General features: G+C 51.8%; 13 protein-coding genes and 1 tRNA gene. 6 read left to right on the forward strand and 8 right to left on the reverse strand.

Going from position 1 to position 11,986, the window contains the following annotated elements; all coding sequences use genetic code 11:
• The first annotated feature begins 39 nt into the window (after nt 1-39).
• On the forward strand, nt 40-2,097 hold the full coding sequence (helD, locus tag HEP82_RS06875; protein WP_192457407.1) for a DNA helicase IV: 2,058 nt from the start codon (nt 40-42) through the stop codon (nt 2,095-2,097).
• A 49-nt stretch (nt 2,098-2,146) separates the two neighbouring features.
• Here helD and HEP82_RS06880 read toward each other — a convergent pair whose 3' ends face one another.
• A complete protein-coding gene (locus HEP82_RS06880) occupies nt 2,147-2,605 on the reverse strand; it encodes a methylglyoxal synthase (RefSeq protein ID WP_192457408.1) in 459 nt (152 codons plus the stop codon).
• Nucleotides 2,606-2,945: 340 nt separating this feature from the next.
• Here HEP82_RS06880 and HEP82_RS06885 point away from each other — a divergent pair, with 340 nt between their 5' ends.
• Complete coding sequence (locus HEP82_RS06885; protein ID WP_192457554.1) at nt 2,946-3,359, forward strand: CoA-binding protein; 414 nt, start codon at nt 2,946-2,948, stop codon at nt 3,357-3,359.
• 55 nt (nt 3,360-3,414) lie between these two features.
• Here the strand turns inward: HEP82_RS06885 and hspQ are convergent, their stop codons facing one another.
• A complete protein-coding gene (gene hspQ, locus HEP82_RS06890; protein WP_192457409.1) occupies nt 3,415-3,723 on the reverse strand; it encodes a heat shock protein HspQ in 309 nt (102 codons plus the stop codon).
• A 205-nt stretch (nt 3,724-3,928) separates the two neighbouring features.
• Between hspQ and yccX the strand changes: the two genes are divergently transcribed.
• Complete coding sequence (gene yccX, locus HEP82_RS06895) at nt 3,929-4,207, forward strand: acylphosphatase (RefSeq protein ID WP_192457410.1); 279 nt, start codon at nt 3,929-3,931, stop codon at nt 4,205-4,207.
• A gap of 3 nt (nt 4,208-4,210) precedes the next feature.
• Here yccX and tusE read toward each other — a convergent pair whose 3' ends face one another.
• Together tusE and yccA are read right to left on the reverse strand one after the other, a co-directional pair.
• A complete protein-coding gene (tusE, locus tag HEP82_RS06900; protein WP_192457411.1) occupies nt 4,211-4,540 on the reverse strand; it encodes a sulfurtransferase TusE in 330 nt (109 codons plus the stop codon).
• Nucleotides 4,541-4,682: 142 nt separating this feature from the next.
• Nucleotides 4,683-5,342, reverse strand: coding sequence for an FtsH protease modulator YccA (gene yccA, locus HEP82_RS06905; RefSeq protein ID WP_192457412.1), 660 nt, complete (start codon nt 5,340-5,342; stop codon nt 4,683-4,685).
• A 222-nt stretch (nt 5,343-5,564) separates the two neighbouring features.
• Between yccA and HEP82_RS06910 the strand changes: the two genes are divergently transcribed.
• Nucleotides 5,565-5,652: transfer RNA gene (locus HEP82_RS06910), tRNA-Ser, on the forward strand.
• Between the two features lie 212 nt (nt 5,653-5,864).
• Nucleotides 5,865-6,419, forward strand: coding sequence for an isochorismatase family protein (locus HEP82_RS06915; RefSeq protein WP_192457413.1), 555 nt, complete (start codon nt 5,865-5,867; stop codon nt 6,417-6,419).
• Here HEP82_RS06915 and HEP82_RS06920 read toward each other — a convergent pair.
• The gene (locus HEP82_RS06920; protein ID WP_192457414.1) at nt 6,402-6,767 is read right to left on the reverse strand and encodes a DUF4186 domain-containing protein; all 366 of its coding nucleotides are present in this window, start codon (nt 6,765-6,767) and stop codon (nt 6,402-6,404) included. The genes HEP82_RS06915 and HEP82_RS06920 overlap by 18 nt on opposite strands.
• Before the next feature lie 209 nt (nt 6,768-6,976).
• On the opposite strand from HEP82_RS06920, the gene HEP82_RS06925 reads away from it, so the two are divergent.
• A complete protein-coding gene (locus tag HEP82_RS06925; RefSeq protein WP_015854359.1) occupies nt 6,977-7,405 on the forward strand; it encodes a universal stress protein in 429 nt (142 codons plus the stop codon).
• 34 nt (nt 7,406-7,439) lie between these two features.
• Here the strand turns inward: HEP82_RS06925 and HEP82_RS06930 are convergent, their stop codons facing one another.
• From HEP82_RS06930 to ppk1, 3 genes are all read right to left on the reverse strand, one after another.
• Entirely contained in the window at nt 7,440-7,706 is a 267-nt protein-coding gene (locus HEP82_RS06930) for a DksA/TraR family C4-type zinc finger protein (protein ID WP_192457415.1), read from the reverse strand.
• A gap of 665 nt (nt 7,707-8,371) precedes the next feature.
• Nucleotides 8,372-9,901: an exopolyphosphatase gene (gene ppx, locus HEP82_RS06935; RefSeq protein ID WP_192457416.1), complete on the reverse strand. Its 1,530-nt coding sequence runs from the start codon at nt 9,899-9,901 to the stop codon at nt 8,372-8,374.
• 4 nt (nt 9,902-9,905) lie between these two features.
• Nucleotides 9,906-11,975: a polyphosphate kinase 1 gene (ppk1, locus tag HEP82_RS06940; protein WP_192457417.1), complete on the reverse strand. Its 2,070-nt coding sequence runs from the start codon at nt 11,973-11,975 to the stop codon at nt 9,906-9,908.
• Between the last annotated feature and the right edge of the window lie 11 nt (nt 11,976-11,986).

Consider the following 11,986-nt stretch of genomic DNA (forward strand, 5'->3'; position numbering starts at 1 on the left):
GAGCATAAATAATAATTTCGCAGTGATGGCGCAGGGATTATGGAACTGAAATCGACTGCTTTGGGTAAGCATTTGGCACAGCATCCCTACAATCGGGTGGAATTGCTGAATGCGGGGGTGCGTGTCAGTGGTGAGCGCCATGAATATCTGATTCCATTTAATCAATTGCAGGCGATCCGTTGCAAAAAAGGACTGATTTGGGGGGAACTGGAGTTTGAATTACCGGATGGTCAGGTCGTCCGGCTCCATGGTACCGAATGGCAGGAAACGCAACAGTTTCACCGTTATTTACTTCAGTCCTGGATGGCGTGGAGCCATGAGATGGGGGAGATCAGCACATCGGTTTTGCAACAGCAGGTGCAAGCCATTGCACAGTGGGCGTCTACCGGGCACTGGTTTACCCGTAAAGCGTTGGCGCAGCTGCAACAGGATATTCGACATTGTTTTTCCGCTATCCCCTTGCCGTTGACACGTCTGGACGAATTTGAACGCTGTCGTGACGCCTATCGCCTGTGTCAGAGCTGGCTGGATCATGGGGAACGTTTGCGTCAGCAAACCAATCAGCGCTGGGCTGACGATACCTTAGTGCAGCAACGGACTTTTTTTGAATCAGTAGAATCTTCGCCGTTGAACGACAGCCAGTCTCGGGCCGTGATCAACGGTGAGGATGCCGTGTTGGTTTTGGCCGGAGCGGGCAGCGGTAAAACGTCGGTGCTGGTGGCGAGGGCGGCATGGTTGCTGCGCAGCGCACAGGCGCGGCCAGAGCAAATACTGTTGCTGGCGTTTGGCCGACAAGCAGCAGAAGAGATGAATGGACGTGTACGTGAGCGTTTGCATACTGAAGAGATTCAGGCCAAGACTTTCCATGCGTTGGCGTTGCACATCATCCAGCAGTGTAGCCGAAATGCTCCTGTCATTAGCCGGCTTGAAACTGATGCAGAGGCTCGTCGCTCGTTTCTGCTGCAACAGTGGCAGCAGCAATGTGCGGAAAAAAAGACACAGGCTAAAGGGTGGCGCCAGTGGCTATCGGACGAAATGGAATGGGGGTTGCCGGAAGGGGATTATTGGCATGATCCCGTTGTGTCGGGGCGGGTAGCGGGACGGCTGGAGCGTTGGTTGGGATTAATGCGTATGCATGGCGGTACGCAGAGTGAGATGGTGGAGCAAGTGGATGAAGAGGTGCGTCCCGCAGTGCAACAGCGTCTGCGGTTGATGGCCCCCTTGTTGAAAGCCTGGAAGAAGGCGTTGAAAGACGAAGGTGCCGTTGATTTTTCCGGTTTGATCCATCAGGCAATCAACTACCTGGAAAAAGGACGGTTCATCAATCCCTGGAAACATATTCTGGTTGATGAGTTCCAGGATATTTCGCCGCAACGAGCACAATTGTTGTCGGCGTTAAGACGGCAGAACAGCGGCACCAGTTTGTTTGCCGTCGGCGATGACTGGCAAGCTATCTACCGCTTCAGTGGTGCGGAACTTTCTCTGACCACCTCGTTCGAGCATCACTTTGGCATCGGTGCTCAATGCGTGTTGGATACGACGTACCGCTTCAACCGGCGTATCGGCGAGATCGCCAATCAGTTTATTCAACAGAATCCGGCGCAATTGAAAAAATCCCTCAACAGCTTGCGGGATGGAGACAGACGTTCGGTTGCGCTATTGCCGGATGAGCAGCTTGAGGCGTTGCTGGATAAAATGAGTGGTTATGTCACGGAGCAGGAGCGCATTCTGGTGTTGGCTCGGTACCATCATCTGCGACCTGATGTGTTGCAAAAAGCGGATACCCGATGGCCCAACCTGAACGTTGATTTTATGACCATTCACGCCAGCAAGGGGCGGCAGGCGGATTATGTGATCATTGTCGGGCTACATGAAGGGAGCGATGGTTTCCCCGCTCCTGGCCGGGAATCTCTGCTGGAAGAGATATTGTTGCCGGCTTTGGAGCCGTTTCCTGATGCGGAAGAACGTCGGTTGCTGTATGTGGCGCTTACCCGGGCCAGACATCAGGTCTGGTTATTGTATGACCGGGAGAAACCGTCGGTTTTTGTCGAACAGCTACATGGTTTGGGCGTGCCTAAGCAACGTAAACCGGGATGATGAACAAACGACAGGGCGGATGAATCTCCCTGTCGTCACATGAATGGAATTACTTCAGCCGGGTATGGAGATAACGCTGATAGTCGGGGATCGTGATATCGACTTTCTGTTTGAACAACGCAGAGTTAATCAGGAAGTCTGCGGTTGCGCGATTGTTGGCTACCGGAATGTTCCACACGGTAGCCAGCCGCAACAAGGCTTTGACGTCTGGGTCGTGAGGCACGGCGTTCAGAGGATCCCAAAAAAACATCAGCATGTCGATTTTGCCTTCGGCAATCAGGGCGCCCACCTGTTGATCCCCCCCCATCGGGCCACTCATCATACTTCTAACGGGCAGACCGGTATGCAACTGGATCAGATTACCTGTAGTGCCGGTTGCGTACAGGTGGTGTTCTGAGAGCTGCGATTTATTGGTGCTGACCCATTCCAGCAGCGTTTGTTTACAGTGATCATGTGCGACCAGCGCAATATGCTTATGCACTTCTATCGTACGGGTGGTGAACTCCATGGTGACATCCTTCGAACGGTGAGATGTTCACAGATTACGGAAACCTTATTTCGGTGAAAAGCGGCGAACCGAAAAAATGCGAACGCCTTTTCAAAAATGAGGTTAATTGATTGTAAAACAAACAATACTGCCAGCTGGAGTCGAGATTATCGTTGGTGGTGCGTTACCATTTATCACCATGTGGTTTTATTGTTTCGATGTGGCTGCTGGCAATGGATATGGACAAACAAGAACAAAAGGAAACGTACTGGACGATGAATGTGCGGTGCAGAGCGCGGTCTGCCGTCAGACATTTACGTTACACTTAATCTCTGTGGCCGAATCGCAAGGTGAGACAACTATGCAAGACAGTGATATCAAATCCATTTTAGCTCAGGTCAAAACCATTGCATTGGTTGGGGCCAGCGAAAAAGCTACACGACCCAGCTATGGCGTGATGGCTTATCTACTTGCGCAGGGGTATCAGGTGATTCCGGTAAGCCCCAAACTGGCAGGGCAGTCATTGCTGGGGCAACCGGTTTATGCGTCGTTGGCCGATATCCCGTATCCTATTGATATGGTTGATGTGTTTCGGCAACCTGATGCCGCCTGGGAAGTTGCTCAGGAAGCGATTGCGATTGGTGCTCGGGTATTGTGGCTGCAAATCGGCGTGATCAACGAGCAGGCCGCCGTCCTTGCACATAACGCAGGTCTAAAAGTCGTGATGGATCGCTGCCCAAAAATTGAGATACCCAGACTGGGAATGGAGAAATAACCCTTGCTCGGCTTTATTACGTACGCGGTGGTGATAAAGCCTGCGTCTGTTCTGATTAATGCAGAAGCCGTGGAGCCCTGCGTTTAATGGTTTCAGACAACTCATCCAACGACGGGTGGTCGCTTTGGTTCAGTGTTTCATCCATCAGTTGCTCTTCGGCCAGGTAAGTGTGTATGGGATGGCCTTCTTCGTCTTCCATAACCACATGGTACCAAGGCGCGGTGCGTAAGGTATCGTTCGTCGCGAGTTCTTCCCATTTGGGTTGCTCAAGTGAATACTCGGGATCAATATCGATAACTACCCCGGGATATCCCAGCAGCTTATGACGAATCTGTTGTCCGATGGCAAATTTACAGATAATCATATGACCTCCTGAGAAACGTAGTACATATCCTAAGTTGGGGGAGATACGCGGTTTTCAAGTTGTCAGGCAGTCTTGTTTCTCGTTATTACCGTCTTTGCCAGCAAAGATTCTCCTTGTTTACAGCATAGTGTCTGCTGGCATCCAAATGCGTTAACTGTGGTGCATTTTTGTACTCATGAGATGTGTTTTCCAAGGGGGAATGTCAATGCCGACTGTCTCGATGATTGCCTGGGTATATGGGGTAGTGCAGGGTGTCGGTTTTCGCTATCACACCCAATTGCAGGCGCAACGACTGGGGGTGTGCGGTTACGTTAGGAACTGCGACGATGGCAGCGTTGAAGTCGTTGCCTGTGGCGAGCCGCAGGCCGTCGAACAGTTAATCAACTGGCTCAGGCAAGGCGGGCCACGTTATGCCAGAGTGGATCGGGTGCTAGTGGAGCCTTGCGCTGTCGCGGATTTTGAGGGTTTTGGCATTCGTTACTGACGGCTAGATGCATTTTACCGGTTTGGGTAAACCCGCAATTTTAGTGGCCTGCTTAGCGGGGCCTTTAGGAAAAAGCCGATAGAGATAGCGGCTGTTGCCTTTTTCTTCGCCGTACTTTTGCGCCATAGCTTTTACCAGCATACGAATTGCTGGGGATGTATTAAATTCCAGGTAAAATGCGCGAACGAAACGCACCACTTCCCAGTGTGCTTCCGTAAGTTCAATTCCTTCCTGGGCTGCCAACTCTGGAGCCATTGCTTCCTGCCAGTCGCGGGTATTTTTGAGATATCCCTGGGTATCGGTTTCGATAACCCGGCCTTCAAACGTTAACATATCACCTCGATCACCATGAAAAGCGTCCTCATGCTAACAAATTTCGTCATGGCGAGCATCGTACTGCTGGGGTTCACTGGCGCATAAAACGCTCAAGAGCGCCATTGGCGCCCTTGATGATGTACTTTCATTCTCGTTGTCGCTATTCGCTGCGCGACATGCCTAGCAGGCTCAGCAAACTGACAAACAGGTTGTAGATGGAAACATACAGGCTGACCGTCGCCCGGATATAGTTAGTTTCCCCACCATGGATGATATTGCTGGTTTCCCACAGGATGGCGCCGGTGGAGAACAGAATAAACATCGCACTGATTGCCATCTGCAGCCCCGGCAGGTTAAGGAACAGATTGGCGATGACGGCGACCAGTAAGACGACAAATCCGGCCATTAGCATGCCAGACAGGAATGACATATCTTTGCGGGTCGTCAGTACGTAAGCGGAACAGCAGAAGAAGACCAATGCCGTGCCACCTAGTGCCAACATAATGATATCGCCCGCGTTGGCGCTAATCAGCGCGCTGAGGATCGGGCCGAGGGTATACCCCATAAACCCAGTCAACGCGAATGCCGCCAGAATGCCAGCCGGGCGATCAGACAGACGATAGGTTAGAAACATCAGGCCGTAAAATCCGACCAGCGTCAAAATCAATCCGGGTGCCGGTAGTTGGAATACCGTACTCAGAGTAGCGGTGAGCGCGGAAAAGCCCAACGTCATCGACAACAGGAAATAGGTGTTGCGCAGCACTTTATGCGTGTTGAGCAGGGAATATTCACGTGTCGAGGAAACAACGATGCGATCCATGATAACGACTCTCTCTCTTCAGGGTGCCATTTGTTTCAGAGAGTAAGTAGTTGCGCGGTGCAATTAAAGGTGTTTTACCCTTCTTTACGCTGAATTATCGTCGCTTTCTGAACATAATGACGGTTTTATATGCTTTTGGTACCGTATCGACTATTTTTCAGGCGATTGAGCCGGTGGTCGCTTTACAATATCGGGCAGTCTGTTTATAGTTCGCGTCGTTGCGGAGGAGTGGCCGAGTGGTTGAAGGCACCGGTCTTGAAAACCGGCGACGCGAAAGCGTTCTAGAGTTCGAATCTCTACTCCTCCGCCAGAATTCGAAAAAGCCAGCAGAAATGCTGGCTTTTTTCGTTTTTATTGTTTTTTCAAACAGGCCTGTGTGCTCTCTTCCTCATTAGGATCAGAGAATTATGGGTTTCTGTACATCTATATGCATATGCTCATGATGAATGGCTTTCCATCCTTATTGTTGCCTCGGTAGCGGCAAAAATTATGCGCATGCCGAGTAGCATGCAGGAGAAAAAGATGCAGCTGTTGATGGTTATTGACATGCAAAACTCAGTGTTTCAGACATCTCGTTACCAGAAAGATGCGGTAGTCGGGCGGATCAACCAGCTGATTGATGCTGCTGATAGAACATTGTTCATTCTTCATGTAGATGAGGCGATGCAGCCTGGAAGCGAAGGGTGGCAACTATTACCGGAACTCCATCGCCCGAAAAATGCCATTTATATCAATAAAACAGCCTGTGATGCATTCTACTGTACCGAATTGGCCGCTACGCTGGAGCAGCTTGGGGTACATCATTTCACCGTATGTGGTTGTGCTACCGATTATTGTGTTGATGCGACAATAAAAAATGCCGCTAGCCGGGGATATGCCCAGACTGTCGCCGCGGATGCGCATACCACGGCAGATCGCCGTGCGGTTAGTGCCGCGCAATTGATTGCACAGCATAACGAGGTGTGGGCGGATTTCATCATTCCCGGCAATCAACTATGGGTAAAAGAGACGCAACGGATTTTGCAGGAGTGGGATGTGAAAACGGGCGACGCTGAGAGTTCATTGCCCGCCGTCTAGCAGATCTTTCTCAAGCCAATACAGGATAATATCCACGATATAGCGTTGTTCCTGTTCAGTCAGCGCCCGTTGTTGCGGGATACCATGCCACTTGGCCAAACATCCGCGGCAGCAGGTAGCGGTTGCATGCTGTGCAATGAATACTGGATGCCCATGCATCGGAGTCTGTTTGCCATCGTTGGCCGGCAATGCGGGTGCCAGCCGTTGGGCAATAAACTCTGCGGCGTGGGATGAAATCACCTCTTTGCCTTTACTGAAGCAATAATTGCGTTCCCTGGGGCCTAAATGAAAACGCTGACGAAAGCGTGAGCGTGATAATCGGAGGAACAGCGCATTAATGGTATTCATACATGAGGGGCCGACATCGAAGCGGAAGAACAAAGCCTAGCGCCATGACGAATCGAGGGCAATTGTAAATATATAACTCATTGTATTTTATTGGTAATGTGTTTTTTTTAAATATCGCGTCGCTTCACAAATACCTTAAAAATCCGTGTCGCTTAACGTCAATCGGGTCTACGCTGTCAGTGTCGAGTTGATAAACCTAGGGAGCTTTTATGTACAAGACTATCCTGGTGCCTGTGGACATTGATGAAGAAGAGCTGACCAAAAAAGCGCTTTCCCATGCAGTGATGTTGGCAAAGCTAGCCGATGCAAAGCTACACCTGTTTCATGCCTTGCCCGATGCCTCGGCATTTATGTCGGCCTATTCATTCGGTATCAAAGAGTTTGAAAACGAAGCGGTGGTTAAGGCGGATGAGAAACTACACTTGCTGGTGAGCACGATCGACCTGCCGCCTGAAAAGCTTTCCCATAGTATTAGCTTTGGGATACCGCGCGATGAGGTGCTGGAATTGGCGCAAGAAATCGAGGCTGATCTGATTGTGATTGGTTCGCGTCGCCCAAATGTTAAAACCTATTTGTTAGGCTCCAATGCCGCCGCGATTGTTCGTCATGCCCAGACGACGGTGCTGGTGGTAAGGTAGTTCCTGCTGCGGGGTTGCGCGAGCAGCTCCGTGTTTATCTTAACTGGCTGTCCTTGCTGCCCCTGCGGTTATAGCCGCTGATGAGTGTGTTTTTGCGATCCCGTTTTTCCTGACAATCGACGCAATAACGAACCCCCGTTAATGCTGTACGGCGGGCTTCGGGAATAGGCTCTCCACACGCCTCGCAATATTGCGCGCTATCACCCTGATGTAACTGACTGCGGGCATGTGCAACGGCGTCATCCACCGTCGCATCAATCTGATCCTGAACGGCGCCATCGTTAGACCAACCACTCGCCATTTGTATGCCTCCTGCTCCTGGGTTTGATGACACAGCTATAGAATCAAGTATGGCATTAATGCAGTACAAACAGGAGAACAGCGGAGAAAATAGGGTACGTGGGGGAAGCTCGTTATTGATCAGCGAGTGACTTCGGGATATGGCCGGCAACATTCCTCACCGAAAGTCTGCTTCGGCGATTATCATCGGCAAACTGCGCCATGTTGGCATAATAACAAGGGAGAACGGGAGTGCGAGCCCTACTCCCGTTGGGAAGGGGGAAGGTTAGTCGTTGTCGTCAACGGTTGTTCAATGCGTTGCTGCTGTTTTTCCTGGTGGTGGAAAAATGCGCCAATAGCTGAGTAGGCAAAACGGCCGAGAAGGATGAGGAGACTGATGATGAGAACAGTTCGGGCGACCTGGGCGGTGCTACTTCGTCGGCGCCTGATGGATATTCGTCGTTTATGAGTGATAGAGGACATTATCCTTCATTTTCCTGGTGATCGCGGGGATTCGCTGTTTTTTATTTAGGCACAGGAGATGAAGACGGTCAATGCAGTAGGGGCAAAAAGCACTTTTCGTCACCATTTGGCGGCGATTGAAACGATGGAATGTTACTGCGATCACGGCAACTAGAACGGGCGGGCGTCAGTTTGAGACGCCCGCCCGTGAGAGTGGTCAATCCGTCAGTTTTTTTCTTCTTCGAGCAGTAGTTTCCAGCCACTGACTTCCTGCCAATACTGTTGCTCCCGCTCAAGATCGAGCTGAACCAGCATATTCTGGCTGAAAAAACCTTGGGGGAAAATCAGCGTCCAGGCGCTTTCGGTTGCGATAAGCTGCAGTGTTTTGGGCGTGGTCGTCGCCTGCCGCTGATTGTTCAGCAACGTTGCCAGCCGCAGCAGTTGCACCATCGGCAGGTACTGCTTTTTCTTGAAAAGATTAAGCCGCGGTAGTTCCTCAAGCCGGATGGCCTTACGGTGTAGACGCACCATCAGCGCCAGCAACAACTGCTGCTCCTGATTGAATCCCGGCAGGTTGGTATTCTGCAAAATATAAGCGGAGTGACGATGCATGCCGCTATGGTTGATGCCCAACCCAACTTCATGAAGCATGGCTGACCATTTCAGCAGCGCCTCAAGCTGCGGATTCACTAACGATGGGTTCTGCTGCGCCCACTGGGCGTAGAGCAGTTCGGCGGTTTCCCTTACGCGCCGGGCCTGCTCGCGGTCGATATTGTAGTGGCCGGCCAGGCTTTGCGCCGTGCGGATACGGATATCCTGATGGCGAAAACGTCCTTCCATCTCATACAGTACGCCTTCGCGCAGCGCGCCGTCGGAAAGCCTCAGTTCCTTGATGGCCAGCGCGTCGAACACGCCGCACAAGATAGATAAACCGGGAACCAAAACCGTCTGGCGGTCTTCCGTCAGCCCCGGCAGGCTAAGCGCTCGGAAATTTTTGAACTGTAGGATGCGATCCTTCAGCATCTCCAGTCTATCCGGCGTGATCAGGCCGTCTTTCTCGCCCATCGCTACCAAAATCTCATGGGTCGCCTTGATGGTGCCGGATGCGCCGAGCGCGTAGTCCCAACTATAAATACGATATTCCCATGCCAGCGTTTCCAGTTTTTGTGCCGCCGCAAGGCGGGCTCGGCGGAAATTCGCTTCGCTGATTTCGCCGTTGGGAAAAAACTGTTGGGCGAAGCTGACGCACCCCATACGGCGACTTTCCACCAGAATGGGTTCGAAATCTTCACCGATTACCAGCTCTGTAGAGCCGCCGCCGATGTCGATAACCAGCTTGCGGCCCTTCTCCGGCTGGGTATGTTCGACACCCATGAAAATCAGACGGGCCTCTTCATGACCGGAAATGATTTCAATGGGATAGGGCATGATTCTGGCCGCGCGTTTGAGAAAATCCTGAGCGTTGACAGCCTGACGCAACGCATGGGTGCCGACGATGGAAACGTTGGTGGCTGGGAATCCCTGCAGTCGTTCGGCAAACAGCGCCAGACAACTCAAACCGCGCTGGATGGATTCCTCGCTGAGTCGGTTGGCACTGTCGAGGCCGTCGGCCAAATGGACGCGCTGCTTCAGGCGTCCAAGCACCTGAAGCGCGCCGTTGACCACGCGGGCGACCACCATGTGAAAGCTGTTGGAGCCGAGGTCGATGGCGGCGAATTCCTGCGGTTGTTCGGTAGTGTAATTCGTTAACGGCATGGGGTCAGGCCTGTTCTCCGTGTTGCTCAAGCGCCTTGATATAGTCATAGATGGCATACTGGGCGCGTACTTTGCGCCGGTTACCGCGGGCGACATAGCAATTGCTCTGTTCCTTGTCGACTACGCGGGCTTTTACCGTATCGCTGAACAGGATCTCCAGTATGTTCAGCACCCGTTCCTTGAGAGTGTGATCCAGCACTTCCACCGCGACCTCAATACGGTAATCAATATTACGGGTCATCCAGTCAGCAGAGGAGAGGAACACCTTCTGATCGCCGCCGTTATGGAACACATAGACACGATCATGCTCCAGAAAACGGTCAACAATACTGACGACTCGGATATTATCGCTGATCCCCGGCAATTCTGGAATCAGGGAGCACATCCCGCGCACCAGCAGGTTTACCTTGACGCCAGCCGCAGAGGCCATATACAGCCGCTCGGCTAATCCCTTGTCCACCAGGTTATTGACCTTCAACGTAATCCCCGCCTCTCTGCCCGCCGTCGCATGGGCGATTTCACCATCAATCAGCTGATAGAGGCGATCGCGGGAGTTTTGCGGGGAAACCAGCAGGTAGTCGAAACTGACCGGACGATAGGGGTTCTCAATGAAATTGAATACCCGGCGAACTTCATTGGTGATGCGTTCATCGGCAGTAAGCAGTGAATAGTCGGTATAGAGCCGGGCAGTTTTCTCGTTGAAGTTCCCGGTGCCGATATGCGCATAACGTACGATGTTATCCCCCTCTTTGCGGGAGATCAGAAACAACTTGGCATGGATTTTCAGCCCAGGGACAGAAAAAATCACATGCACGCCGGCTTCAGTCAGCCGTTTGGCCCAATGGATATTGGCTTCTTCATCGAAACGCGCTTGCAGTTCAACGACGACAGTGACTTTTTTGCCGTTATGGGCGGCGTGAATCATCGAGTTGATGATGCGGGAGTCCTTGGCCACACGATAGATATTGATGCGGATGGACAACACGTTAGGGTCAAAGGATGCCTGACGCAGCAGTTCCAGTACGTGCTCGAAAGTATGGTAAGGGTAGTAGAGCAGTATATCGCGCTGCCGAATGGCCTCGAACCCGTTGCGGAAGCGGCTGAATCCGTCGTGACGCAGGCGCGGCAGTGGCTTGTTCACCAGATTGGCGCGGCCGACATTGGGAAACCCGATGAAATCCTTGAAGTTATGATAACGCCCGCCGGGAATGACCGAATCGTAGGACGAAATCCCCAACTTACCGAGCAGACAACGCACCATGGCGTCCGGCATATCACGCTGATAGACGAAGCGCACCGGCTTGGCGGTCAGACGCTGTTTCAGGCTGGATGACATCAGCTCCAGCAGGCTGGACTCCATTTCCGTGACCAGATCGTATTCGGCGTCACGAGTCATCTTCATCGAATAGGCGTTCAGCGAATCGAAGTCAAAAAAGCCCCTGAAGATGTCATCCAAACAGTAACGAAGGATATTATCTATTAATATCATTGTCTTGCGACGGCGCGGTGCTTCTGATGGCAGATCGACGAAGCGCGCTATCTTGTCTGAAGGGATTTCCAGCAGTGCGTAATCGGTTTTGTCGCCGCGGATAATTTCTACGGCCAGATAGGTGTAGTCATCTTTGAGAAACTCGACCAGATTGGTCTCCGGCAACAGCAAGATCGGGGTAATCAGCGGGCGCAGGTACTGACGGAAATACTCACGCAGCCAGATTTGCTGGCTGGGGGAAACCTGCCGCTCATTAACGAGAAAAATCTGGTTGCGAGCCATTTCCAGCAGCAGTTCGTTGTAAAGGTTGTCGAACAGCTGGTCGGTTCTTAGCACTCGTTCCTGTATTTTATTCAACAGATGGCGCAATCCACTGTCGGAGCCTTGTTCTTCATTGATCAGGATGCGGCGTTTGAGGTCGGCAAAACGGACTTTGTAGAATTCATCCAGGTTGCTGGAGTAGATGCCCAGAAAACGCATACGTTCGATCAGCGGGTTGCTTTTATCTGCGGCTTCCTGCAGTACACGTTCATTGAAAGATAACCAGCTCAACTCTTTGTCTATATAGAGTTTGTCCTGACTCATTGTCACTCCGT

Origin of the sequence: Musicola keenii, assembly GCF_014855505.1 — a bacterium.
GTDB lineage: Bacteria > Pseudomonadota > Gammaproteobacteria > Enterobacterales > Enterobacteriaceae > Musicola > Musicola paradisiaca.